A 23508-nucleotide genomic window follows, 5' to 3' on the forward strand; every position below is an offset into this window, starting at 1 on the left:
TGAAATGACATGGAGAATTGCCAATGGCTGTCGTAACTCTTTCCCCCGTTGCTCAACCTACCCTCTGGCACGATGTGCCTTCTGTTACTCTCAACGATGAGACTTTGCGTCAACGCAGGGCTAAAGTGCTGGCGAATATGCGTCAGCAGGCGTTAGACACGCTTATCGTGTACGCCGATAAAGAGCATGGCGGCAATTTCGAGTATCTCACCGGGTTTGTTCCCCGCTTCGAAGAGGCGCTGCTGGTGCTGCATCAGGACGGTGAGGCGGTGCTGGTGTTGGGTAATGAGAACCTCAAGCTAGCAGGATATGCCCGGCTGGATAATCGGGTCATCCACGCCCCGTGGTTTTCATTGCCCAATCAGCCGATGGAAACCACGAAAACGCTGGCGCAGTTGCTGCAGGATGCGGGAGTGATAGCGGAAAAGAGGATAGGGCTGGCCGGTTGGAAATTATTCACGGGTGTAGCTGACGACCGTTCGCAGATGTTCGATCTGCCTGCTTTTATCGTTGATGCCATTCGCCAGGCCACCGGGCCGCAGGCGAAATTAACCAACGCCACCGGCATTTTTATCAACCCGGAAAGCGGGGCGAGAATCACCAATAATGCCAATGAGCTGGCGCACTATGAGTATGGCGCCAACCTGGCCTCCACGGCTATTATGACTGCCCTTAATGCCATTGCTCCGGGTAAAACGGAAAAGCAAATTGGCGCGCTGCTGGCGGCGGAAGGCCAACCCAATAACGTGGTGATGATTGCTGCGACCGGCGATCGCTTTGCTCACGCGAATCTTTATCCTGGTGACAAGGTTATTCAGCATGGGGATAAATTCTCGCTGACCACCAGCTTCAAAGGCGGGCTAAGCAGCCGTGCTGCCTATGTGGTGGCGGATGAGAGCGAACTTGCGCCCGAAGTAGCGGATTATCTCGAGGTGGTGGCGAAGCCCTATTTTAATGCGGTGGTGACCTGGCTGGAAAATCTGCGTATCGGCATGCGTGGTGGTGATATGTATGCGCTAATCGAGCAAGTGTTGCCGAAGGCGGAGTATCACTGGCATTTGAACCCAGGACACCTGGTCGCTGATGAAGAGTGGCTGTGCTCGCCTATCGGACCCAATTCAACGGCATGCTTACAGAGTGGAATGATACTGCAAATTGACATCATTCCTTCCCGGGCGGGCTATGGTGGCGCAAGCATTGAAGATACCGTGGCGCTTGCTGATGGCGCGCTGTGTCAGGCGCTGGCGCAGAACTACCCCGAGCTTTGGCAACGTGTGGTCGCCCGCCGGAAGTATATTCGCGAGCAATTGGGTATCTTGCTTCCTGAAGAAGTGCTGCCATTTTCCAACTCTGTGGGATACCTGCGTCCGTGGCTGTTAAGCCCCGAGCGTGCGCTGATTTGCACACCCTACTGACATAATGCTGTCAGTAGCCCTGTCATACACTCCTCCTGAACCCAAACAATGGACAGGAGGATGTATGAATAACGTGATTAACTGGTTTGAGATTCCGGTTGCGGATATGGATCGTGCCGTGGCGTTTTACGAGCCAGTGATGCAGGTGACGCTGAAGCGGGAGAATATGGACTGTGCTGAAATGGCGGTATTTCCTTATCAGGATCCTGCTCCCGGCGGCGCGCTGGCAAAGTTCGACGGAGTTAAGCCTTCCGATCAGGGATGCATTATCTATCTGCATACTGACAATCTGGCGGCTACGCTCGATCGTGTAAATTCGGCGGGCGGAAGCTGTGTTTTTGGCCCGCTTGAGCTGGCGGATGATATTGGCACTATTGCCCTGTTTATTGATAGCGAGGGTAATCGGATTGGCCTTCACCAACCAGCGTAAATGAGATAACAGAAATGAGCCGACGCGCCGACCGCCTTTTTCAAATCGTCCAGATCCTGCGCGGTAGAAGGTTAACCACAGCCGGGCTACTGGCCGAGCGGCTTGGTGTGTCGGAGCGCACGATTTACCGTGATATTCGCGATCTGTCGCTCTCTGGCGTGCCGGTGGAAGGGGAGGCAGGAAGCGGCTACCGACTACTGGCGGGCTACGATTTACCTCCGCTGATGCTAACGACCCAGGAGTCCGAAGCGCTGGTGGCGGCGATTCGGATGCTGCAGACCTGGGGCGGCGCGTCGTTGTCTCAAGCGCTGGAGTCGGCGCAGGAAAAAGTGCTGGCGATTTTGCCCGCGGAGAGTCGGCGCAAGGCGGAACAGTCGCGCTTGTTTGCTCCGGACTTTGGCGCTCAGGGCTACACTAAAGACCAGTTTGATTTAGTTCATCGGGCGGTTTCTGGTCAGCAGGCGCTGGCGCTGCACTATCGTGATGAGGCCGGAAACGTGTCGCAGCGCGAAGTGCTGCCGCTGGGGCTTTTTTTCTGGGGAGAACGTTGGCTGCTGGTAACCTGGTGCGAGCTGCGTGAGGATTATCGCTGTTTTCGCCTTGATCGGTGCCTGGATATTGTCATGACCGGGCGTCATTTCAGCGAACGAGCCGATCGTTCATTGAGCGATTTTATGCGTAAGGTGAGATGCGAAGAGCGCTAATGATGAGGTATCCCCGGCGCGGACGCCGGGGAAAACAGAGCAGATTAGAAGTTGTAACCGACTACGAGGTAACCACCCCAGCCGGTAGAACGGACGTTAAAGTCGCCGTTGCCGAAGTTCAGCTTAGCGTCGTCCGCCCATTGGCCACCGTTATGCCAGTAACGCGCCACGACAGAGTAGTGCCAGTGATCGTAGTTCAGGGCCAGGATATGGCTGGAAGCGATGGAGTTGCTGGTGCGCGCATGCTTGCCGTTCATATCATAGAAGTTGTCATCGCCCAGATCGGAACCCCAGTCAAAGTTGGTGAAGCCGATATAGCTCAGTGAACCGCCCCACAGATCGGTCAGCGGCACAAAGTATTTCACTTTGAAGCGGTAGCCGTCCCACTCATTTTCGTTGGACGCTGCGTAGTTCTGCCACTGGTATTTCGCATAGACGTTCAGGGACAGACTCATCGGCAGGCCGGTATCGATATCGGTACCCAGACCCATATACCAGGTGCTCTGACGACCGGACTTGTTGCGGCCCATATCGTAGATGTAGTTGTTCGCGAAATACCACTCTTTGAACGGACCGAAGCTGAGGTCAGTACCGGTCAGTTTGTCGATAGAGAAGCGCGGCTCAATTTCCATAAACAGCGGCGAACCGTGGTTCCAGATACCTTTTGCGTCGGTGTTACCACCGAAGAAGACCGGCGCATCCATATAGCCATAGAAATCAAACCAATCTTTCTTGGCGAACGCTTCATATTCCAGATAGGTATCGTTACGGATCTGCGGCCCAAAACGGGTGTGATAGCTACCCACCACGTTTACACTCTGGTGCCACCAATCAGACAGATACTGCGGTTTGTCGTTTTCTGCCGCGCTGACAGAGAAAGATGCGGAGAGCGCAAGAGCGGCGCCCGCTGCCAGTAATGTTTTTTTCATAATGATGCCACTGTTTAAATTAAGCCTGAAGGCGTTAAAAGAATCGTCGAAGCGTTTCTAAATATTTCGTATTTCTGTGGCGTCTATTATAGGAATCATTGCTCACAAAAATATGTGTTGTTTCACATAACGAACATATACGTAATCGATTGCGTTCACGATTTTATGCATTTCTTGACAAAATGCCACTGAAATTCATAAATGCTGTCAATTTTTAGTGAACCGATCGGGAAATCTGTAAATGGATTTTCAGTACAGGGAAGCGCCGGATGTTTGTGATATCCGGCGGAAGGTGTTACTGCATATTTGCGGGCTGAATATCGTGGATACGGACAAAACCGACTTGTTCCGGCGTGACGCCATTCAGGCGCAGTGGAATATCGACGTCGCTCGGTGCCAGCGTGCTTGCCGGGGCGCTAATCAGCTGATCCTGCACGTTCACTTCCTGATAATTCTCAGTCGTACCGCTGATTTGTCCTGAAGCCACGGTTGCGCTAAATGCCGGCAGCGGATCGTTGGATTCGCCCTGAATGCGCAGCGTCAACCTGGTTCCGTCACCATCTGGCGTGATATTGAGCAGCGACATGCGCAGAGTACCGATCTGGCTGTTCAATCGCGCTGGCGTTTTTGCGTCAGGCAGCAGATAAACGCCGCGGGTCGATTTCGCATTCAGGACGTTTTGCTGGGTGATTTTTACCGTTTGCTGATTGAGCTGAGTCATTTCTTTGCTCAACGTACTCACGCTCTGGTTCATCTGGCGGACCTCGCTTTGCTGTGCACAGGCGCTGAGGGTGAAAAGGCTACCCATAATGGCCAGTTTTAAATAACGTCTTGTCATGGTTGGGATTCCGTTAACAGAGGATGCTTAATGGTAGACTGTTCAGGTAAGCGCACTATAGATCCTTTATCTCAAAAGCTCTTCCTTTGTTGTCGCGTCACTTCGCGGTAAACTACCTGTTAGTTTAATTACATGTCAGGACGCGCTATGCATTGCCCTTTCTGTTTCGCCGTAGATACCAAAGTTATCGACTCTCGTCTGGTGGGCGAGGGCTCTTCCGTGCGCCGCCGTCGCCAGTGTCTGGTCTGTAATGAACGTTTTACGACGTTTGAAGTGGCGGAGCTGGTGATGCCGCGGGTTGTAAAAAGCAACGATGTGCGTGAACCCTTCAATGAAGAAAAACTGCGTAGCGGAATGTTGAAAGCCCTGGAGAAACGTCCAGTCAGCTCTGACGACGTGGAAATGGCTGTTAACCACATTAAAACGCATCTGCGCGGGACCGGCGAGCGCGAAGTACCGAGCAAAATGATCGGCAACCTGGTGATGGAGCAGCTGAAAAAGCTCGATAAAGTGGCCTATATCCGCTTTGCTTCCGTCTATCGCAGCTTTGAAGATATCAAAGAGTTCGGCGAAGAGATCGCCCGCCTACAGGACTAAGCTATGCTGGACGAAATGTACATGGCGCGGGCGCTCAAGCTGGCCGCGCGCGGACGCTTTACCACTCATCCCAACCCGAATGTCGGCTGCGTTATCGTCAAAGATGGCGAGATCGTCGGTGAAGGTTTTCACTACCGTGCTGGCGAACCTCACGCTGAAGTCCACGCGCTGCGTATGGCCGGTGAAAAAGCCAAAGGCGCGACGGCTTACGTCACGCTGGAACCCTGCAGCCATCATGGGCGTACGCCGCCGTGCTGCGAAGCGCTGATTGCCGCGGGCGTTTCTCGTGTGGTTGCTGCGATGCAGGACCCGAATCCGCAGGTGGCGGGGCGCGGTCTGTACCGTCTGCAGCAGGAAGGCATCGACGTCAGTCACGGGCTGATGATGAACGAAGCTGAAGCGCTGAATAAAGGTTTTCTCAAGCGGATGCGTACCGGATTTCCTTATATCCAGCTTAAAATGGGCGCATCGCTGGATGGCCGTACGGCGATGGCTAGCGGTGAAAGCCAGTGGATCACCTCGCCTCAGGCGCGTCGCGACGTGCAGCGTCTGCGTGCGCAAAGCCACGCCATCCTTACCAGCAGCGCAACCGTGCTGGCGGATGACCCGGCGCTGACCGTTCGCTGGGACGAGCTCAACGCCGAAACCCAGGCCTTGTACCCACAGGAAAATCTGCGCCAGCCTTTACGGGTTGTTATCGATAGCCAGAATCGTGTGACCCCACAGCATCGCATTGTGCAGCAGGCGGGCGAGACGCTGTTTGCTCGCACTCACGAAGATGCTCGTCAGTGGCCGGAAAACGTGCGCAATCTGCTGGTTCCTGAGCATAACGACCATCTCGATCTGGTGGTGCTGATGATGCAACTGGGTAAACAGCAAATTAATAGTATTTGGGTTGAAGCGGGGCCAACGCTTGCCGGTGCGCTGTTGCAGGCCGGGCTGGTGGACGAGCTTATCGTCTACATTGCGCCTAAACTGTTAGGCACCGACGCACGCGGATTATGCGCGCTACCGGGGCTTGAGAAACTTAACCAGGCACCCCATTTCAAATTCAACGAGATACGTCATGTAGGCCCGGATATTTGCCTGCATTTAGTGAACGCTTGATTTCCCCGGACAAAAGGGAAAGCAGTGCGCCGATTAATATGATAGAATCCGCCCCCCTTGCGGGGCCAAGTGAACCCGAAGGAAGAGTATGAACATTATTGAAGCTAACGTTGCTACCCCGGACGCCCGCGTCGCCATCACCATTGCGCGTTTCAACAACTTTATCAATGACAGCCTGCTGGAAGGTGCGATTGACGCCCTGAAACGCATTGGCCAGGTCAAAGATGAAAACATTACCGTTGTTTGGGTTCCAGGTGCGTATGAGCTGCCGCTGGCGACTGACGCACTGGCGAAAACCGGTAAATATGATGCGGTGATCGCGCTGGGTACCGTTATCCGTGGCGGCACTGCGCACTTTGAATATGTGGCTGGCGGAGCAAGCAATGGCCTGGCGCATGTCGCTCAGGACAGCGGGATCCCGGTAGCCTTCGGTGTTCTGACCACTGAAAGTATTGAACAAGCCATCGAGCGTGCTGGCACCAAAGCCGGTAACAAAGGCGCTGAAGCAGCGCTGACTGCGCTGGAAATGATTAACGTATTGAAAGCCATCAAGGCCTGATTTTTGTAAGGGGAATTCCGTGAAACCTGCTGCTCGTCGCCGCGCCCGTGAGTGTGCTGTCCAGGCGCTTTACTCCTGGCAGTTGTCCAAAAACGACATCGCTGATGTCGAATACCAGTTCCTGGCGGAACAGGATGTGAAAGATGTTGACGTTCTGTATTTCCGTGAACTGCTGACCGGAGTGGCGACTAACAGCGCGTACCTCGACGGCCTGATGAAGCCGTACCTGTCCCGTCTGCTGGAAGAGCTGGGTCAGGTGGAAAAAGCGGTACTGCGAATTGCGCTGTTTGAGCTGTCAAAGCGTAGCGATGTCCCGTACAAAGTTGCGATTAACGAAGCCATTGAACTGGCGAAAACCTTTGGCGCTGAAGATAGCCACAAGTTTGTCAACGGCGTGCTGGATAAAGCAGCCCCGGTAATTCGTCCCAACAAAAAGTAAACCCCAGGGCCGGATTTGCAGATTTTCTTTCCTGCAAATCTGGCCTTATTCTTTCTTTTGCTGAGGCATAACGTATGGCATGCGGCGAATTTTCCCTGATTGCCCGTTATTTTGATCGTGTTAAAAGCGCTCGTCTTGATGTTGAAACCGGCATTGGCGACGACTGCGCGCTCCTGAATATCCCCGAGAAAAAAACGCTGGCAATCAGCACCGACACCCTGGTGGCGGGAAACCATTTTTTACCTGACATCGACCCTGCCGACCTCGCTTATAAAGCGCTGGCGGTGAATCTGAGCGACCTCGCCGCGATGGGCGCGGAACCAGCATGGTTAACGCTGGCCCTGACCCTGCCGGAAGCAGACGAAGCCTGGCTTGAAGCCTTTAGCGACAGCCTGTTTGTCCAGCTCAACTATTACGATATGCAGTTGATTGGCGGCGATACCACTCGTGGGCCGTTGTCGATGACGCTGGGTATCCACGGCTTTGTGCCGACAGGGCGCGGGCTGAAGCGCTCCGGAGCGAAGCCTGGCGACTGGATTTACGTCACCGGAACGCCGGGTGACAGCGCTGCGGGACTGGCGATTTTGCAGGACAGGCTTCAGGTTGAAGATGCGCCCGATGCTGATTACCTGCTGGCGCGCCACCTGCGTCCGCTGCCGCGCGTTCTGCAGGGGCAGGCGCTGCGCGATCTGGCAACCTCAGCTATCGATCTCTCCGATGGCTTGATTTCCGACCTGGGTCATATTCTTAACGCCAGCAGTTGCGGCGCGCGCGTCGATCTCGATGCGATGCCGTTCTCCGAGGCTTTGCAGCGTCAGGTTGAAACGGAACAGGCGTTGCGTTGGGCACTCTCCGGCGGCGAAGATTATGAGCTGTGCTTTACCGTTCCTGAACTGAACCGTGGGGCGCTGGACGTCGCCCTCGCCAATCTCGGCGCGCGTTTCACCTGTATTGGCCAGATTCTCCCGGAATCGGAAGGCCTGCAATTTATCCGCGAAGGCAAGCCTGTCACGCTCGATTTTAAGGGATATGACCATTTTGGCGCGTAGTAAAGATGTGGCGAAAAGCCGCCTGAATATGCTTAACCCCTGGCACCTGCTGGCGACGGGGTTTGGTAGCGGTCTGAGCCCAGTGGTGCCCGGAACAATGGGATCGCTGGCGTCGATTCCGTTCTGGTATCTGCTTACCTTACTCCCCTGGCAGCTCTATTCGCTGGTGGTGATGATGAGCATCTGCATCGGCGTCTATATCTGCCATCGTACGGCGAAAGATATGGGTACTCACGATCACGGCAGTATCGTCTGGGACGAGTTTGTCGGGATGTGGATAACCCTGATGGCGTTACCGACGATGGACTGGCAGTGGGTCGCCGCCGGGTTTGTGATTTTCCGTATTTTTGATATGTGGAAACCATGGCCGATCCGTTGGTTTGATCGCAACATTCACGGCGGGATGGGGATCATGGTAGACGATATCGTCGCCGGGGTGATTTCCGCCGGGGTGCTGTACGTGATTGGTCACCACTGGCCGATTGGTCTTTTCTAAGCACAGTAAACTCCAGGTCAGCAGCTTCCCGGAGGCGGTGCTGCGCACCTGTCCGGGCTACCTAATCCGCAGATCGCGCAGGACCCGTAGCCCGGCTTAGCGTAGCGCGAGCCGGGAATCTTGTGGGAACAGAGCGCTACTTGAACCCGACAATCGGGTGCGGTTTATACGGCGTCTCCAGCTTTTCAATCTGCTCCGGGGTGAGCGTTAAATCGACTGCATGTAGCAGCTCGTCCATTTGCTCCTGCCTTGATGCGCCGATAATTGGCGTGGCCACGCCGGGTTTGCTCAATAGCCAGGCCAGCGCGACCTGGGCGCGATTGGCGTCAAGCTCCTCCGCTACCTCGGCCAGGTTGTTGGCAATCAACTCATCGTTTTCATCCGTTGCGTTGTAGAGCGCCTTACCGACTTCATCCGATACCAGTCGGGCGGTCGTTTCTCCCCAGGGACGAGTCAGGCGACCGCGCGCCAGTGGGCTCCACGGCATCACCGCGACGCCTTCGCGGCTGCACAGCGGCAACATCTCATTTTCTTCTTCGCGGTAAATCAGGTTGTAGTGATCCTGCATGGTCACGAAGCGCGCCCAGTTGTTTTGCTCCTGCAACATCAGAGCCTGAGCGAACTGCCGGGCATGCATCGACGACGCGCCGATATAGCGAGCCTTACCCGCCTTAACCACATCGTTTAGCGCCTCCAGGGTCTCTTCGATGGGCGTGCTGTAATCCCAGCGATGGATTTGCAGTAGATCGACATACTCCATGCCGAGGCGGCGCAGGCTATCGTCAATGGAACGCAGAATCTGCGCCCGCGACAGGCCCTGCGGTAGATCACCCACCTGATGATAAACCTTGGTAGCAACGATAACCGAGTCGCGGCGGGCATACTCACGCAGCGCGCGGCCGAGGATCTCCTCACTGCTGCCGTCAGAATAGTTGTTTGAGGTGTCGAAAAAATTAATGCCGCCTTCCAGAGCGTGCTTTATCAGCAGGCGGCTGCTCTCTTCCGGTAAGGTCCAGGCATGGTTACCGCGATCCGGTTCACCGAAGGTCATACAGCCAAGGCAAAGCCGGGAAACACGCAGATCGGTATCGCCAAGGGGAATGTAATGCATAATGCGCTCCTGCTACTTTAAAGGGTATCCTTTAAGCATAGCAGGAGCACCAGGAGGGATTATGCTAGCCAGGTATTGATTTTGGCTTCTATACCAGCGGCATCCAGGCCGAGCTCGGCGTGAACTTCTTCCTGAGTCCCTTGTGGGATAAAGAAATCAGGCAGGCCCAGATTCAGCACCGGCACCACACGGCGACGGGCCATCAGCAGTTCATTCACGCCGCTACCCGCGCCACCCATAATGGCGTTCTCTTCCAGGGTCACCAGCACGTCATGTTCTGCGGCAAGCTGTAGGACCAGCGACTCGTCCAGCGGTTTGGCAAAGCGCATATCCACCAGCGTGGCGTTAAGATTTTCCGCCGCTTTTGCCGCTTGCGGCAGAAGCGTGCCGAAGTTCAGAATTGCGATTTTCTCGCCTTCACGTTTCACCACGCCTTTACCGATAGGCAGTGAGGTCAGCGGCTCAAACGTAGCTCCGGTGCCGGAGCCACGCGGGTAGCGCACCGCGCTCGGACCCTCGTTATAGTGATAACCGGTGTACAGCATCTGGCGGCATTCGTTCTCATCACTCGGGGTCATAATGACCATATCCGGAATGCAGCGCAGGAAGGAGATATCAAACGCGCCCTGATGGGTCTGACCATCTGCGCCGACAATCCCCGCGCGGTCAATAGCGAACAGCACCGGCAGCTTCTGGATGGCGACATCGTGAATCACCTGATCATAGGCGCGCTGCAGGAAGGTAGAGTAAATTGCGACCACTGGCTTGTAGCCGCCAATCGCCAGCCCGGCGGCAAAGGTCACCGCGTGCTGCTCAGCAATCGCTACGTCGAAATACTGGTCGGGATATTTTTTTGAAAACTCGACCATCCCGGACCCTTCGCGCATCGCTGGCGTAACGGCCATCAGTTTGTCGTCCTTGGCCGCGGTTTCGCACAGCCAGTCGCCGAAGATTTTTGAGTAAGAGGGGAGGCCGCCGCTGCTTTTTGGCAGCACGCCGCTGGTGTGGTCGAATTTAGGCACCGCATGGAAGGTTATCGGGTCTTTTTCGGCTGGCTCATAGCCACGACCTTTTTTGGTCATAATATGCAGGAACTGCGGCCCCTTAAGGTCGCGCATGTTCTTCAGCGTATTGACCAGACCGATAACATCATGACCGTCCACCGGCCCAATGTAGTTAAAGCCCAGCTCTTCAAACAGCGTCCCCGGAACCACCATCCCTTTGATGTGTTCCTCGGTGCGTTTGAGCAGCTCTTTAATCGGCGGTACGCCAGAGAAAACCTTTTTGCCGCCTTCGCGCAGCGTGGAGTAGAGTTTTCCAGAAAGCAGTTGCGCCAGATGGTTGTTTAGCGCGCCCACATTTTCGGAAATCGACATTTCATTGTCGTTGAGCACCACCAGCAGATCGGGTTTGATATCGCCCGCGTGGTTCATTGCTTCAAACGCCATCCCGGCGGTGATTGCCCCGTCGCCGATCACGCAGACCGCACGGCGCTGCTTATCTTCTTTCGCGGCGGCGATAGCGATGCCGATCCCGGCAGAGATAGAGGTAGAAGAGTGGCCGACGCTCAGGACGTCATACTCACTTTCTCCGCGCCACGGGAAGGGATGCAGGCCGCCTTTCTGGCGAATAGTGCCGATTTTGTCACGGCGACCGGTCAGAATTTTATGCGGGTAGGCCTGGTGGCCGACGTCCCAGATAAGACGGTCGAACGGCGTGTTATAGACGTAGTGCAGCGCCACGGTTAGCTCTACCGTGCCGAGACCAGAAGCAAAATGCCCGCTGGAACGGCTGACGCTGTCCAGCAGATAACGGCGCAGTTCATCGCACAGTTTCGGTAGGCTATCTTTCGGCAACAAACGCAACTCCTGGGTGGAATCCACCAGCGCCAGGGTCGGGTATTTGGCAATATCAAAACTCATCAGAGACTCATTTATTGTTTATTTATCACGCTGAATTATGTAATTCGCGAGCGCTTCCAGTGCCGTAGTATCCAGAGATTGCGCGGCCAGCTCATTTAGCGACTGGCGGGCGTCGGTAATCAGGTCATGGGCCTTTTTCCGGGCTTGCTCAAGTCCCAGGAGAGCGGGGTAGGTACTTTTTCCCAACTGCTGGTCGGCTCCCTGACGTTTGCCAAGGGTCGCAGTATCCCCTACCACGTCGAGAATGTCATCCTGGACCTGGAAGGCGAGACCTATATTTTCTGCGTATCGATCGAGCGCGGGTAGCGCTTTACGTCCCGCTTCACCCGCACTCAGCGCGCCCATACGTACTGCCGCGCGAATGAGCGCTCCGGTTTTGTGGCGATGGATGCGTTCCAGCGCCTGCAGGTCAACCTGATGGCCTTCCGCCTCCAGATCCAGCGCCTGACCGCCGCACATTCCGGCGATGCCGCTAGCCTGCGCCAGTTCAGAAATCATTGCCAGACGATTGCGGTCCGCGACTTCTGGCATCGGCGCATCACTCAGTATAGAAAACGCCAGCGTTTGTAGCGCGTCCCCGGCAAGAATTGCGTTCGCTTCACCGAATTTTATATGGCAGGTCGGCTGGCCGCGGCGTAAATCGTCATCATCCATGGCCGGCAGGTCGTCGTGTATCAGTGAGTAAGCATGAATACATTCGACGGCAGCGGCAGGGGCATCCAGCGTGGTACGGCTAACGCTAAACATGTCGCCAGTAGCGTAAACCAGAAATGGACGCAGGCGTTTGCCGCCTAATAATGCACCGTACTGCATCGCTTCGACCAGCGGAGTGTTCTGAAAGGGCTGCGGGGCGATAAAGCGGCGCAGCGCTTCATTGGCCTGCTCAACGCATGCCTGTAGCTGTTGCGGGAAGTTCATTTATTCAGCGTCCGGCGTAAAAGGCGTAAGCGGCGCGTCTTCGCTATCCGCCAGCAAAATTTGTACGCGCTGTTCGGCCTGCTGCAGTTTTGCTTGCCCCTGGCGGGCCAGCTGTATTCCGCGCTCAAATTCGCCGAGTGCGTCTTCTAACGGTAGTGAGCCGCTTTCCAGACGAGTGACTATTTGCTCCAGCTCGCCCAGGGCGGTTTCAAAGCTGGCCGGGGCTTCATTTTTCTTTGGCATAGTGAATATAGACTCTTGTTATGTCTCGATGGCTATCAATATGGTAACGAAGTCGAGCGGTTAATCAAATAACGCGCAATGCCAGGTGGAAAGCGTCCAATAGTGGTATACTCCGCGCCCTGGATGCAGACGCCGGTTGCGCCTGTACAACTTTTTATGCTCAAAGCCCAGTCGGGCTTGCCAACGAACTATTGTCGCCATGAAGTTTATCATTAAATTGTTCCCGGAAATCACCATCAAAAGCCAATCTGTGCGATTGCGCTTCATTAAAATCTTAACCGGGAACATTCGTAACGTTCTCAAAAACTATGATGAGACGCTTGCCGTCGTTCGTCATTGGGATCATATCGAAGTCCGGGCAAAAGATGAAAATCAGCGCCTGGCTATTCGCGATGCGCTGACGCGTATTCCGGGTATTCACCATATTCTGGAAGTCGAAGACGTTCCTTTCACCTCGCTGCACGATATTTTCGAGCAGACGCTGCCGCTGTGGCGTGAAACGCTGGAAGGTAAGACCTTCTGTGTGCGCGTCAAACGTCGCGGTAAGCATGAGTTTACCTCTATCGAAGTTGAACGCTACGTCGGCGGCGGTCTTAACCAGCACATTGAAACGGCGCGCGTAAAGCTGACTGACCCCGATGTCACGGTAAACCTGGAGATCGAAAACGATCGTCTGCTGCTGGTAAAAGGGCGTTATGAAGGTATCGGCGGTTATCCCATCGGTACTCAGGAAGATGTGCTGTCGCTGATTTCCGGCGGTTTCGACTCCGGCGTTTCCAGCTATATGCTGATGCGTCGTGGCTGCCGTGTGCACTACTGCTTCTTTAATCTCGGCGGCGCTGCGCATGAAATCGGCGTACGTCAGGTGGCGCATTATCTGTGGAACCGCTTCGGCAGCTCCCACCGCGTGCGTTTTGTGGCGATTAATTTCGAGCCAGTGGTAGGCGAAATTCTTGAGAAAGTCGACGACGGCCAGATGGGCGTCGTGCTCAAACGTATGATGGTCCGTGCGGCGTCGAAAGTCGCTGAGCGCTACGGCGTGCAGGCGCTGGTAACCGGCGAAGCGCTGGGTCAGGTTTCCAGCCAGACGCTGACCAATCTGCGCTTAATCGACAACGTCTCTGATACGCTGATCCTGCGTCCGCTGATCTCACACGATAAAGAGCACATCATTAATCTGGCACGTGAAATCGGCACCGAAGATTTTGCCCGCACGATGCCGGAATACTGCGGCGTTATCTCGAAGAGCCCGACCGTGAAAGCGGTGAAGGCGAAGATCGAAGCGGAAGAAGAAAACTTCGATTTCAGCATCCTTGAGAAAGTGGTGGCGGAAGCGAATAACATTGATATTCGCGATATTGCCCAGCAGACCGAGCAGGACGTAGTGGAAGTGGAAACCGTCAGCGGTTTCGGCCCTAACGACGTTATCCTCGATATTCGTTCTGTTGATGAGCAGGATGAAAGGCCGCTGAAGGTAGAGGGTATCGATGTGGTTTCCCTGCCGTTCTACAAGCTGAGCACTAAATTCGGCGATCTCGACCAGAGTAAAACCTGGCTGCTGTGGTGCGAACGTGGCGTCATGAGCCGCCTGCAGGCGCTGTATTTGCGTGAGCAGGGCTTTGAGAATGTTAAGGTGTATCGCCCGTAGATTTTCCTGACGCAGGCGTAAGCATTGAAAACGGCAACCCTGGATTGGGTTGCTGTTTTGCATTTACTCGTAATAGTTATAAATTCCCGCCGCCATCACCAACTGTGATGCGACTTCATGGGCTTTTTCACGCCCAACCAGCAAATCAATGATCTTCAGTGCGAAATCAATTGATGTTCCCGGCCCCTGACTGGTGAGCAGGTTAACCCGCGGGTCCCAGACGACGCGTTTGTCTTGCCATTGTTCGGTGGGGATTTGCTCTTTCAGCGTGGGAAAACCGGTCATATTGCCGATTGGGAAGAGGTTATGCGGTACCAGCACGGTGGCCGCCGCGGCGCAGATCGCCGCGACAATACGCCCGGAAAGATGAAACTGGCGTACCGTTTCTACCAGCAGCGGGCTATCGCGGAAGCACTCTGCACCTTTAATCCCGCCAGGCAGAACGATGATGTCAAAATCGCCGTCGGCAACTTCGACCAGCGGCGCATCTGCCAGCAGTTTGACGCCGCGCGAACAAACGATCGTCAGGTTACCATCGCTGGCGACGCTTGCTGTAGTGACTTTTACGCCGCCGCGAACGAGTAAATCGATGGTGGTGACCGCTTCGGTCTCTTCGCTACCAGGGGCGAGGCAAATCAGTGCCGACGCGCTCATATTCATTCTCCTTACGCTTAACCTGTTCAAATAGGCGGGCATTTTCCGGTACGGCTATGCCGTGGGCACGGGCGCGTTTGAGTAAAAAACCGGTGATATAATCGATTTCCGTATGGCGCTGGGCGAGAATATCCTGCAGCATTGAGGATGTATTTTCTGCCGTACTTTCAATGACCTGATGAATATAGAATAACAGGTTTTCCGGCGAGGTATGCATCCCTTCACGTTCCATGACCGCGGCGACTTCATAACAGATAGCGGCAACCTCTTGCGGATATTTACGTAATTCACCGTTCTGGCAATTTTTTAGCGCCGTCAGCGGGTTAATGACGCAATTTACCGCCAGCTTACTCCAGGTTGCGGGATAAATATTGTTATGCCAGGCGACGTCGGGCAGCACGCCCTGTAAGACATCGGCAAGGTGACTGTAGTCCTGCGGATAAACTTTTGCCGGGCCAATATGGCTGGTACCGTTGGCAACGTGGACGATAACGTTGCCATCGCGTCGGGCTGCCTGGGTGGTCGAGGCCATCAGCAGCGGCTGTTTGACGCTCTTAAGCTCATCAACGGTACCCATGCCGTTATGCATTAATAAGATAGGTGATGAAACAGGTAGGATTTCGCTGAGATTTTTCACCGCATTGGAGACCTGCCAGGCCTTGAGCGTGACCAGCAGCAGGTCGCTGCTGGCGAGAAAATCAGGATCGTTAGCGGTGAATGATTCATTAAACACACTACCGTCGGTTTCAATCACATTAACACTACAGAATGGCTGTGGGACGCGTAACCAGCCCTGGACTTCATGTCCGTGTTTGTACAGCGCAGTTAGCCATAACTGTCCCAGTGCACCGCATCCGAGTACGGTTACTTTCATTATTCCTCCTCACCTGTAAGTGCAGCATCAGGTGCTCATGGCTAAAGTATAGCGTTATCAGTTATCCTTTCGGGATAACAAGTTGAGTTATGTCGCGTTGTGGGTATTATGCAACGCAAAAGAAACGGAAGGAGAGGAAAAGATGCCATCTTTCGATATTGTCTCTGAAGTCGATCTTCAGGAAGTTCGAAACGCTGTAGAGAACGCAACCCGTGAAGTTGAGTCGCGTTTCGATTTTCGTAACGTTGAAGCGAGCTTTGAGCTGAACGAAAAAAACGAGACCATCAAGGTCCTCAGCGAATCTGATTTCCAGATTAATCAGCTGCTGGATATTCTGCGCGCCAAGCTGCTAAAACGCGGAATTGAAGGTAGTTCTATCGAGGTGCCGGATGAGTTCGTGCACAGCGGTAAAACTTGGTTTGTTGATGCGAAGCTGAAGCAGGGCATTGAGAGCTCGATGCAGAAGAAAATCGTCAAACTGATTAAAGACAGCAAGCTGAAGGTGCAGGCGCAGATCCAGGGCGAAGAAATTCGCGTGACAGGTAAAGCGCGTGACGATCTGCAGGCGGTCATGGCGCTGGTGCGCGGCGGTGATTTAGGCCAGCCGTTCCAGTTCAAAAACTTCCGCGATTAATATATTGATATTGCTGTGTTTTGTAGGCCGGGCAAAGCGTTAATCGCTGCCCGGCTAAACACGAGCATCAGCCAGAAGCGGGTTACCCCGCTTTTTTTACGTCCCTTTGATGGCCTGCTCAACCTCAAAGCGATTAGTCAATTTACTGTCGATTTTGATGTACACCGAACGCTCTTCCGCAACCACCAGAGCCTCTTTTACACCTTCTTTAGCTTGCAAGCGCGCCTGCAACATTGCATCGGCTACAACATCGTCTGGAATTTCTACTCGTAAACTGCTGACATATGGCGGCTCGCTCATGGTGCTGGCTACCAGTAACCACAGCATAGACAGCAATGCTCCGAGCAGGAATACGGTTTGCGAGTCAAAGAAGCCATCCACCCAACCGCCGAGAGCCCCGCCAATTGCCACGCCGAGGAATTGGCTAGTGGAGTAGATTCCCATTGCGGTGCCTTTATATCCGGCAGGTGATTCTTTACTGATTAACGAGGGCAGTAGCGCTTCCAGCAGGTTGAACGCAAGGAAGAACAGTTGAACGCCGGCCACCAACTCCCAGAAGTATCCCCCAGCTCCCCAAAGGACAATTTCAGCTATCAGCAAAATAGCCACGCACAGCATGAATACGCGCTTCATTTTGCGCTTCACTTCGGCGTAGATAATAAACGGTACCACGGCGACAAATGAGACCAGCATGGTGACCAGATAGATTTTCCAGTGCTCAGCGGCAGGGAATCCGGCGGCCTCCAGCTGACCCGGAAGGGCGACGAAGGTGGACATCAGCATGATGTGCAGGCACATAATGCCGAAATTAAGCTTCAGCAGCTTTGGCTCCGCAAGCACTTTACGAAAGCAGCCTTTTACCATCCCGGACTCGCGATTCAGCACGTGATTGTGGCTGTTAGGCACCACCCACAGAGTGAGCAAAATACCGAGCGTCGCCAGGACGGCAATCATCCAGAACAGGGCATGCAGGCCAAGCTGATGAGTAACAATAGGCCCGAGAACCATAGCGATAGCAAAGGTGACGCCGAAGCTGACGCCAATAAAAGCCATGGCTTTGGTACGATTCTGCTCGCGGGTTAAATCAGAAAGCAGCGCCATCACCGCCGCGGCAATCGCGCCGGAGCCTTGTAGCGCGCGGCCAAGAATGATGCCCCAGATGGAGTCAGATAGGGCGGCGATAATACTGCCGATAACGAAGATTAACAGGCCGCCGACGATCAGCGGTTTACGACCAATTCGGTCAGAAAGCAGGCCGAAAGGCACCTGAAATATCGCTTGAGCCAGCCCATAGATACCAATAGCCAGACCAATGAGTGCTTCACTTGCGCCCTGTAACGCCATGCCATAGGTGGTCAGAACCGGGAGGACCATAAACATGCCAAGCATGCGCAGAGAAAATACGGTCCCCAAACCCCAGGTCGCGCGCAGCTCGCCTGGCGTCATTTTGTTATCGTTCATTACCACCTCAATATAAAAACTGCGACTAGTGTAGTGGGGGGAACCTAAAGCGTAAATAAATGTTTGTTTAACAGATATTACGGCAGTGTTGCATGATGAGGTAGGTGGGGTAGAGAGAGAAAGAAACCAGTGGAGGAGCCTCCACTGGCGTGCAGAGATTATTGGCAGTTGAAGTCAACCCACTGACCGCCTGCATCGGCGGATTTAACGCACTGTTCAACCCAGTAAACGCCGTGGAGTCCGGCTTCGACGTTCGGATACCAGAAAGTCTCCAGGAATTCACGATCGCCGCGATCCATTGCGTCCATGGCGATAGCGTAGCGGCGGTAGAGGTTAGCCCAGGCCTCGAACAATCCTTCCGGATGGCCTCCGCCGATACGATCGTCCGCCAGCGCTTGCTGACTCAGATAGGGCATCCCGCGCTCAAGAACGCGTGCCGGTTCGCCCTGTACCTCATAGCTGAGCTGATTCGGGCGCTCATCCCACCATTCGATACTGGCTTTTTCCCCGATAACGCGCACTTTCTGCGAGTGCATTGCGCCGCTATTGACTGCGCTGGTCCATAGAGAACCGACTGCGCCATTGTTATATTCCATCAGTACAAAGGCGTTATCTTCCAGCGGGGCGCGGGATTTGACAAAGCTCTGTCGTGAGCACATCAGCCGGGTGATGTTGAGATTTGGCACCATCGTTTCCGCAATAAACAGCGGGTGAGTTGCCAAATCCCCTAGCACATAGCTTGGCCCTGCATATTTTGGCGTCACGCGCCAGCGGGTAGATTCAGCCTGCAGTTCGACGGCTTCATTATGAAAACCGTGGGCAAACTGCATATTAATAATGCGGATCTCACCGAGCATCCCTTCGGCGATCATCTGCCGTGCCTGCTGGATCATCTGGTGTCCGGCATAGCCGTAGGTCACACCGATGATTTTATTCTGCTTTTTACTCAGCGCCAGCAGTTCGCGGGCTTCATCGGCGGTAAAGCACAGCGGTTTTTCACAGACAACGTGCAGCCCGGCTTCCAGCGCCGCTTTGGTGATGGCGAAGTGGGTATTATTTGGCGTGGTCACCGAAACGGCCTCAATACCGTCAGGACGTTTGGCCTCTTCTGCAAACAATGTTTGATAATCGGCGTAGCAACGCTCTGGAGCGATTCCGAGCTGCTCGCCAAATTGACGCCCGCGCTCGGCATCTATATCGAGCGCACCGGCCAGCAGGGTAAAGACATTGTCGCGTAGCGCCGCGCAGCGGTGGCTATAGCCAATTTGGCTGGTACCGCCGCCGCCGACCATTCCCCAGCGCAGGGAGCGAGATAAGGGTTTCATGCCGTTTAACATGATGGTGCTCTCCTTTATAGATACTACGGATTTCAGAGGTTCGTGTATCCGCGCTTTTAGAGCGCAGGTGTGGTTTCTGGGCAATTCCAGAACAGGTTTTACATTTCTCCACGGGCTTCGCGTTCTTTCAGCTCCTGCATGATCTGCGGGTATTGCTTATCCAGCCGGTAAAACAGCAGCGTAATAATGACCAGGATCCACAGGAAGAAAGAGCCGTAGAGGTAAACGTTGTTAATCATGTCGATAGCGCTTTGCGGCTGAACGCCGGAGCCGCTACTGGAGCTGACGTAGCCCGCCATACTCAACAGGCCGGAGATAACCGCAGCGGCAACACCCGCGCCGAGCTTCGTTCCGACGGAACCGGCGGAAAAAATCATTCCTTCTTGCCTCACGCGAGTTTTCCACTGGCCGAACTCAACGGCATCGCCGCAGAAGCCGAACAGCACGGCGTTCAGCGGCGCGAAGCCAATACCGCGAATAATCGCGTTCGCCAGCGCCCAGTGATAATCATCGGAGTTAAACATAAACAGCACCTGCCCGATGGTCGCCAGCACAATGCCGCATAATGCAACATTGCGCTTACCGTATTTGCGGATGGGGACGGAACTGAGGAAGGTGAAAATGATGATACAGGACGTTTCGGCAACGAAAATGGAGCTATAGAAGGTATCGTCACCCAGTACGTAGCGGCAGTAGTAAGGCAACGCGATCCCAACCACGGTGTAGTAAACACTCTGTGCTGTCCACAGGATTGCGCTGGCCCAGAAGTACTGGTTACGAAAGAGCGCGGAGAGCTGTTTTTTAACAGGGATATTCCCCTGTTTTTCTCGCGCTTTGATAACGACTTTCTCTTCACATTTGTAGAAGCAGAACAGCAGCAACAGCAGTGCCAGAAAGGCCCAGATAGACATGGTTTTGATCCATGCGGCCTGATCGTCGCCGAAATATTTCACCAGTGGCAATGTACAAGCTACAGCGAGAATGCGACCGAACGGCGACATCGACATTCTGGTGATGCTGAGCATATCCCTTTCCCATGAGTCGCGAGTCATCATGGCGGAAAGGCTGCCGTAGGGAAGGTTGATAGCGGTGTAGCACACGGTGGTACAGAAGTTATAAGCCACCAGCAAATAAAGAAACTGTAGCGTGCTGGTGGTTTGCGGAACGGTAAATAACAGGATCGCGGAAACGGCATAGGGAACGCTCATCCAGAGCAGCCAGGGACGCGATTTACCCCAGCGGGAGTTGGTGCGTTCGACCATCAAACCCATTATTACATCGGAAACGCCGTCAAACAGACGGGAGATCAGCATCACCAGGCCGACGGTGGCGATGCTGATTCCTACGTAGTCGGTATAGAACAGGGTTAATACGGTGCCAATCATGCCAAAGACGACGTTGCAGGCGGTATCGCCGCCGCCGTAAGCAATGCGGGTGGTCCAGGTTAGCTTATCGCCGCGCGCCGCTGCGGGGGAGAGAAGGATCTGCTGTTCACTCATGGTCTATTCCTTTGTCGGGGGACAAGTAAGTACCTCAGTGCCAGTTCCGCCGGCACAACCTTATCCTGAATGTCAGCCAGAACATATGGAAATATTTATTTCATTTCAATGGTTATTTGAAATTTAATTTCTGTATATGCGAGGGGGATCGAAAAATGAAAATATTGCGACAGTGATTTTACATTCACAACCATTAAATTAAGTTGATTGATAAGGTTATTAATCAGGTTTTTGATGAGTTATTTATTTGCTTTCTGTATTGAATTGGCGCTTTTTAAGCGGAAAATTGAGAGGTGAATCGATAATTCTAGTGGGCGTATTTTTTCATTTGATAAATAAATGAAATTTATTTTTCTTTAATTGATGAGGCAAGCACGATGCCAGGCCGTGCCTGCCTGAACTTAACGTTTTATTGCGTGCTCCTGATAGCCGTTGCGGATGTGGTGGATTTTGTCGTTGAATCGGCGGCAAAAATGCCTTTGGCAGTGAGTCCGGCCACAGTAATCGCGGCGGGGATCCCCAGAATTAAAAATACGCTCTCGAAACTGAGATCCAGCGCCAGCATTTCAGCCCCGGCAAAGGCGCTGAGGATCGCGCCCATACGGCCCACGCCGTGCATCCAACTAGAGCCTGTGGCTCGTGCCTCAGTCGGATAATAGCGGGCGGAGAGCGCGTTCATACCGGTATTCGCGCCGTTCAGGCAGGCTCCGCTGATAAACGCCAGCAGGCAGATGAGCGCAAAGCTTGCCGCCGCATAGCCCATTGCCATCGTGAACAGACCGCCGACTGCGTAAATCAGCCCGAGCGCCCGATGCGGGTTGATCCGGTCCATCAGCCAGCCTGCAAACAGCGAACCAATGGTTCCGCCCGCCTGATACATCGCCGTCATCACCGCAGCCTGGCTGACCGTCAGGCCGACCTCTTTGACCAGCGTCGGCAGCCAGCTGCCGAGGAGATAGACCAGAAACAGCCCCATAAAGTAGACCAGCCACAGCATCAGCGATCCGAATCGGTACTGGCGGGAGAGCACGATACGCATCGCGTTACCATTCACGGGCTGTGTCGGGAAGGTAAACTGGGCATCATCGGCGATTTGCCCGGGGTAGAGGCGTCGTAAAATTGTCCGAATACGTTCGGCCGGTGCGCGTTTAACCACCAGAAAGCGCACCGATTCAGGTAACAGCCAAATAAGTACCGGAGCGAATAGCACCGGAAGAATGCCGCCGAGCATCATCAGCGAGTGCCAGCCAAACTGTGGGATCAGCCATGATGCGGAGAAACCGCCTGCCGCCGCGCCAAAAGTGAAACCACAAAAAATGACTGTGATAAGAAACGAGCGCTGGCGTTCCGGGGCGTATTCCGACACGAGAGTACCGATATTCGGCATTGCGGCACCTAATCCCAGTCCGGTCATAAAACGAAAGAACATCATCTGCTCAATGTTTTGTGAAAAGGCGGTGGCAATGGTCCAGAAACCGAAGAAAAAGACGCTATTGATGATGATTTTTTTCCGCCCCAGCCAGTCGGCAAGCGGGCCGGAGAAGATAGCGCCAAGCGCCAGGCCGATCAGCGCGGCGCTAATTACAAAGCCGAGTTCGTGATTGCTCACTCCCCACTCTTGTTTGAGCGTCGGGGCGATAAACCCCATGATGGCGATATCAAAACCGTCCAGAGCAATCACGCAGAAGCCTAAAAACACCACCAGTTTCTGGAAGCGGCTGAGCGGGTTAGTGTTAATTAACTCCCTGACGTCCAGGCGTTGAGTCTGTGTCATGGGATTCTCCTTATGCGCAAGGGCGCAGATAAGACTGCGCGGCATTGAACAGTAACTGGGCACGAGTGAGCGCAGGCAGCGCGCCCTGGTCACCGCTTAAGGGAACTTCCAGGGAGACCGGCAGCGTGTCTGGAAGCGCCGCCATCAGACCTCGCAGATCAAGCCCGCCTTCGCCGGGGACTTTACGTGCTGCACGGGCCTGATAAATCAGCTCTTGTTCATCAACGGGCAGCTGCGGCGAGGCATCACAAAGCTGCATATAGTTGAGGCAATTTTGCGGCAGCGTGGCAAGCGTGGAGAGCGACTCGCCCGCTCGCCAGAAGTGGATAGCATCGATCAGAATGCCGATATCCGAGCGACCGCTGGCGTTGATCAACGACCGGGCCTGGGCGATGGTGCGCAAATGGGTCCAGGGCATCGGTTCCAGATTCATGGTTAAACCATACTCCTGGCCGGCCTCGGCGAGTCTGGCCAGGTTGTCTGCGCTGCGTGCCTGATTTTCATCATTTCCGGCGACCAGTACCTGCCTGGCCCCCAGGCGCGCGGCGGTATCGAGGAATAATTGCAGACGGGCATTGAGTGAAAAATCTGGCGTCAGGCGAACAATTTCGACGTCCGAGACGCGAATGCCGGTTTCCATCAGCGCCGACAGAGTGTCGCGCACGGCAGGAGTATTACCGAGCATGTCGTAATCCGGGTCGGAGGGTGTGGCGGGAAGCAGGCGCAGGCCGACGTGGGTAAATCCGGTTTGTGCCGCGATCCGCACCTGTTCCGGTGGCGGGACGTCGAGTAGGGTAAGCGCGGCGAGTGACAGGGTTCGCATGTTCATAAAGGACTCCAGTACAGTTGCAGGTGGTTGTTGTTATGTGT

At 54.4% G+C, this 23508-nt stretch carries 24 protein-coding genes; 11 read left to right on the forward strand and 13 right to left on the reverse strand.

All coding sequences use genetic code 11. The annotated features are described in order from the left end of the window. Positions 1 to 23 precede the first annotated feature (23 nt). The 3 genes from HV127_RS13875 to HV127_RS13885 all read left to right on the forward strand — a co-directional run bounded on the left by HV127_RS13875 (position 24) and on the right by HV127_RS13885 (position 2549). Positions 24 to 1415: a M24 family metallopeptidase gene (locus HV127_RS13875; RefSeq protein WP_182236698.1), complete on the forward strand. Its 1392-nt coding sequence runs from the start codon at positions 24 to 26 to the stop codon at positions 1413 to 1415. Positions 1416 to 1479: 64 nt separating this feature from the next. Further along, on the forward strand, positions 1480 to 1845 hold the full coding sequence (locus tag HV127_RS13880) for a VOC family protein (protein WP_112214118.1): 366 nt from the start codon (positions 1480 to 1482) through the stop codon (positions 1843 to 1845). A 14-nt stretch (positions 1846 to 1859) separates the two neighbouring features. After that, a complete protein-coding gene (locus tag HV127_RS13885) occupies positions 1860 to 2549 on the forward strand; it encodes a YafY family protein (protein WP_182236700.1) in 690 nt (229 codons plus the stop codon). A gap of 44 nt (positions 2550 to 2593) precedes the next feature. On the opposite strand, the gene HV127_RS13890 is transcribed toward HV127_RS13885, so the two are convergent. Next, entirely contained in the window at positions 2594 to 3478 is an 885-nt protein-coding gene (locus HV127_RS13890; protein WP_182236702.1) for a nucleoside-specific channel-forming protein Tsx, read from the reverse strand. Between the two features lie 295 nt (positions 3479 to 3773). Beyond that, positions 3774 to 4316, reverse strand: coding sequence for a DUF3251 domain-containing protein (locus tag HV127_RS13895; protein WP_182236704.1), 543 nt, complete (start codon positions 4314 to 4316; stop codon positions 3774 to 3776). Positions 4317 to 4463: 147 nt separating this feature from the next. Here HV127_RS13895 and nrdR point away from each other — a divergent pair, with 147 nt between their 5' ends. The 6 genes from nrdR to pgpA all read left to right on the forward strand — a co-directional run bounded on the left by nrdR (position 4464) and on the right by pgpA (position 8563). Then, on the forward strand, positions 4464 to 4913 hold the full coding sequence (nrdR, locus tag HV127_RS13900) for a transcriptional regulator NrdR (protein ID WP_110273776.1): 450 nt from the start codon (positions 4464 to 4466) through the stop codon (positions 4911 to 4913). A 3-nt stretch (positions 4914 to 4916) separates the two neighbouring features. Beyond that, a complete protein-coding gene (gene ribD, locus HV127_RS13905) occupies positions 4917 to 6020 on the forward strand; it encodes a bifunctional diaminohydroxyphosphoribosylaminopyrimidine deaminase/5-amino-6-(5-phosphoribosylamino)uracil reductase RibD (protein WP_182236706.1) in 1104 nt (367 codons plus the stop codon). 88 nt (positions 6021 to 6108) lie between these two features. After that, complete coding sequence (gene ribE / locus HV127_RS13910; protein ID WP_110273774.1) at positions 6109 to 6579, forward strand: 6,7-dimethyl-8-ribityllumazine synthase; 471 nt, start codon at positions 6109 to 6111, stop codon at positions 6577 to 6579. 19 nt (positions 6580 to 6598) lie between these two features. Further along, the gene (gene nusB, locus HV127_RS13915) at positions 6599 to 7018 is read left to right on the forward strand and encodes a transcription antitermination factor NusB (protein ID WP_110273773.1); all 420 of its coding nucleotides are present in this window, start codon (positions 6599 to 6601) and stop codon (positions 7016 to 7018) included. Positions 7019 to 7092: 74 nt separating this feature from the next. Continuing rightward, complete coding sequence (thiL, locus tag HV127_RS13920; RefSeq protein ID WP_182236708.1) at positions 7093 to 8067, forward strand: thiamine-phosphate kinase; 975 nt, start codon at positions 7093 to 7095, stop codon at positions 8065 to 8067. Continuing rightward, positions 8048 to 8563, forward strand: coding sequence for a phosphatidylglycerophosphatase A (pgpA, locus tag HV127_RS13925; RefSeq protein ID WP_182236710.1), 516 nt, complete (start codon positions 8048 to 8050; stop codon positions 8561 to 8563). Before thiL ends, pgpA begins: the two co-directional genes overlap by 20 nt. A gap of 136 nt (positions 8564 to 8699) precedes the next feature. On the opposite strand, the gene HV127_RS13930 is transcribed toward pgpA, so the two are convergent. From HV127_RS13930 to xseB, 4 genes are read right to left on the reverse strand one after another with little or no spacing between them, the layout of a single operon-like run. Beyond that, complete coding sequence (locus tag HV127_RS13930) at positions 8700 to 9674, reverse strand: aldo/keto reductase (RefSeq protein WP_182236712.1); 975 nt, start codon at positions 9672 to 9674, stop codon at positions 8700 to 8702. A 59-nt stretch (positions 9675 to 9733) separates the two neighbouring features. After that, the gene (dxs, locus tag HV127_RS13935) at positions 9734 to 11596 is read right to left on the reverse strand and encodes a 1-deoxy-D-xylulose-5-phosphate synthase (RefSeq protein ID WP_182236714.1); all 1863 of its coding nucleotides are present in this window, start codon (positions 11594 to 11596) and stop codon (positions 9734 to 9736) included. Positions 11597 to 11614: 18 nt separating this feature from the next. Continuing rightward, positions 11615 to 12514: a (2E,6E)-farnesyl diphosphate synthase gene (gene ispA / locus HV127_RS13940; protein ID WP_142515307.1), complete on the reverse strand. Its 900-nt coding sequence runs from the start codon at positions 12512 to 12514 to the stop codon at positions 11615 to 11617. Then, the gene (xseB, locus tag HV127_RS13945) at positions 12515 to 12757 is read right to left on the reverse strand and encodes an exodeoxyribonuclease VII small subunit (RefSeq protein ID WP_110273767.1); all 243 of its coding nucleotides are present in this window, start codon (positions 12755 to 12757) and stop codon (positions 12515 to 12517) included. It abuts the gene before it with no gap. A gap of 199 nt (positions 12758 to 12956) precedes the next feature. Between xseB and thiI the strand changes: the two genes are divergently transcribed. Next, the gene (gene thiI, locus HV127_RS13950) at positions 12957 to 14405 is read left to right on the forward strand and encodes a tRNA uracil 4-sulfurtransferase ThiI (protein WP_182236717.1); all 1449 of its coding nucleotides are present in this window, start codon (positions 12957 to 12959) and stop codon (positions 14403 to 14405) included. A 63-nt stretch (positions 14406 to 14468) separates the two neighbouring features. Here thiI and yajL read toward each other — a convergent pair whose 3' ends face one another. Both yajL and panE read right to left on the reverse strand, forming a co-directional pair. Next, the gene (gene yajL, locus HV127_RS13955; RefSeq protein ID WP_182236719.1) at positions 14469 to 15059 is read right to left on the reverse strand and encodes a protein deglycase YajL; all 591 of its coding nucleotides are present in this window, start codon (positions 15057 to 15059) and stop codon (positions 14469 to 14471) included. Continuing rightward, positions 15022 to 15933, reverse strand: coding sequence for a 2-dehydropantoate 2-reductase (gene panE / locus HV127_RS13960; RefSeq protein WP_182236721.1), 912 nt, complete (start codon positions 15931 to 15933; stop codon positions 15022 to 15024). The genes yajL and panE overlap by 38 nt, the downstream gene beginning before the upstream one ends. 142 nt (positions 15934 to 16075) lie before the next feature. Between panE and HV127_RS13965 the strand changes: the two genes are divergently transcribed. After that, complete coding sequence (locus HV127_RS13965; RefSeq protein ID WP_110273763.1) at positions 16076 to 16567, forward strand: YajQ family cyclic di-GMP-binding protein; 492 nt, start codon at positions 16076 to 16078, stop codon at positions 16565 to 16567. 96 nt (positions 16568 to 16663) lie between these two features. Here HV127_RS13965 and HV127_RS13970 read toward each other — a convergent pair whose 3' ends face one another. The 5 genes from HV127_RS13970 to HV127_RS13990 all read right to left on the reverse strand — a co-directional run bounded on the left by HV127_RS13970 (position 16664) and on the right by HV127_RS13990 (position 23467). After that, complete coding sequence (locus HV127_RS13970) at positions 16664 to 18028, reverse strand: MFS transporter (protein WP_182236723.1); 1365 nt, start codon at positions 18026 to 18028, stop codon at positions 16664 to 16666. A gap of 158 nt (positions 18029 to 18186) precedes the next feature. Beyond that, entirely contained in the window at positions 18187 to 19365 is a 1179-nt protein-coding gene (locus HV127_RS13975) for a Gfo/Idh/MocA family oxidoreductase (protein ID WP_112214130.1), read from the reverse strand. 98 nt (positions 19366 to 19463) lie between these two features. Beyond that, entirely contained in the window at positions 19464 to 20864 is a 1401-nt protein-coding gene (locus tag HV127_RS13980) for an MFS transporter (RefSeq protein WP_182236725.1), read from the reverse strand. 409 nt (positions 20865 to 21273) lie between these two features. Further along, a complete protein-coding gene (locus tag HV127_RS13985) occupies positions 21274 to 22638 on the reverse strand; it encodes an aromatic acid/H+ symport family MFS transporter (RefSeq protein WP_182236727.1) in 1365 nt (454 codons plus the stop codon). A 10-nt stretch (positions 22639 to 22648) separates the two neighbouring features. After that, complete coding sequence (locus HV127_RS13990) at positions 22649 to 23467, reverse strand: TIM barrel protein (protein ID WP_182236729.1); 819 nt, start codon at positions 23465 to 23467, stop codon at positions 22649 to 22651. Between the last annotated feature and the right edge of the window lie 41 nt (positions 23468 to 23508).

The organism is Klebsiella sp. RHBSTW-00215, assembly GCF_014103785.1.
Lineage (GTDB): Bacteria > Pseudomonadota > Gammaproteobacteria > Enterobacterales > Enterobacteriaceae > Klebsiella.

Excerpts from the sequence above, each read along its gene's own strand:
- HV127_RS13975 (WP_112214130.1), bottom strand. The coding sequence starts at position 19,365 with ATGTTAAACGGCATGAAACCCTTATCTCGCTCCCTGCGCTGGGGAATG.
- thiL (WP_182236708.1), top strand. The coding sequence starts at position 7,093 with ATGGCATGCGGCGAATTTTCCCTGATTGCCCGTTATTTTGATCGTGTT.
- ispA (WP_142515307.1), bottom strand. The coding sequence starts at position 12,514 with ATGAACTTCCCGCAACAGCTACAGGCATGCGTTGAGCAGGCCAATGAA.
- yajL (WP_182236719.1), bottom strand. The coding sequence starts at position 15,059 with ATGAGCGCGTCGGCACTGATTTGCCTCGCCCCTGGTAGCGAAGAGACC.
- HV127_RS13885 (WP_182236700.1), top strand. The coding sequence starts at position 1,860 with ATGAGCCGACGCGCCGACCGCCTTTTTCAAATCGTCCAGATCCTGCGC.
- nrdR (WP_110273776.1), top strand. The coding sequence starts at position 4,464 with ATGCATTGCCCTTTCTGTTTCGCCGTAGATACCAAAGTTATCGACTCT.
- ribE (WP_110273774.1), top strand. The coding sequence starts at position 6,109 with ATGAACATTATTGAAGCTAACGTTGCTACCCCGGACGCCCGCGTCGCC.
- ribD (WP_182236706.1), top strand. The coding sequence starts at position 4,917 with ATGCTGGACGAAATGTACATGGCGCGGGCGCTCAAGCTGGCCGCGCGC.
- HV127_RS13890 (WP_182236702.1), bottom strand. The coding sequence starts at position 3,478 with ATGAAAAAAACATTACTGGCAGCGGGCGCCGCTCTTGCGCTCTCCGCA.
- HV127_RS13990 (WP_182236729.1), bottom strand. The coding sequence starts at position 23,467 with ATGAACATGCGAACCCTGTCACTCGCCGCGCTTACCCTACTCGACGTC.
- dxs (WP_182236714.1), bottom strand. The coding sequence starts at position 11,596 with ATGAGTTTTGATATTGCCAAATACCCGACCCTGGCGCTGGTGGATTCC.
- HV127_RS13875 (WP_182236698.1), top strand. The coding sequence starts at position 24 with ATGGCTGTCGTAACTCTTTCCCCCGTTGCTCAACCTACCCTCTGGCAC.
- pgpA (WP_182236710.1), top strand. The coding sequence starts at position 8,048 with ATGACCATTTTGGCGCGTAGTAAAGATGTGGCGAAAAGCCGCCTGAAT.
- HV127_RS13965 (WP_110273763.1), top strand. The coding sequence starts at position 16,076 with ATGCCATCTTTCGATATTGTCTCTGAAGTCGATCTTCAGGAAGTTCGA.
- xseB (WP_110273767.1), bottom strand. The coding sequence starts at position 12,757 with ATGCCAAAGAAAAATGAAGCCCCGGCCAGCTTTGAAACCGCCCTGGGC.
- HV127_RS13880 (WP_112214118.1), top strand. The coding sequence starts at position 1,480 with ATGAATAACGTGATTAACTGGTTTGAGATTCCGGTTGCGGATATGGAT.
- panE (WP_182236721.1), bottom strand. The coding sequence starts at position 15,933 with ATGAAAGTAACCGTACTCGGATGCGGTGCACTGGGACAGTTATGGCTA.
- HV127_RS13980 (WP_182236725.1), bottom strand. The coding sequence starts at position 20,864 with ATGAGTGAACAGCAGATCCTTCTCTCCCCCGCAGCGGCGCGCGGCGAT.
- HV127_RS13970 (WP_182236723.1), bottom strand. The coding sequence starts at position 18,028 with ATGAACGATAACAAAATGACGCCAGGCGAGCTGCGCGCGACCTGGGGT.
- HV127_RS13895 (WP_182236704.1), bottom strand. The coding sequence starts at position 4,316 with ATGACAAGACGTTATTTAAAACTGGCCATTATGGGTAGCCTTTTCACC.
- HV127_RS13985 (WP_182236727.1), bottom strand. The coding sequence starts at position 22,638 with ATGACACAGACTCAACGCCTGGACGTCAGGGAGTTAATTAACACTAAC.
- thiI (WP_182236717.1), top strand. The coding sequence starts at position 12,957 with ATGAAGTTTATCATTAAATTGTTCCCGGAAATCACCATCAAAAGCCAA.
- HV127_RS13930 (WP_182236712.1), bottom strand. The coding sequence starts at position 9,674 with ATGCATTACATTCCCCTTGGCGATACCGATCTGCGTGTTTCCCGGCTT.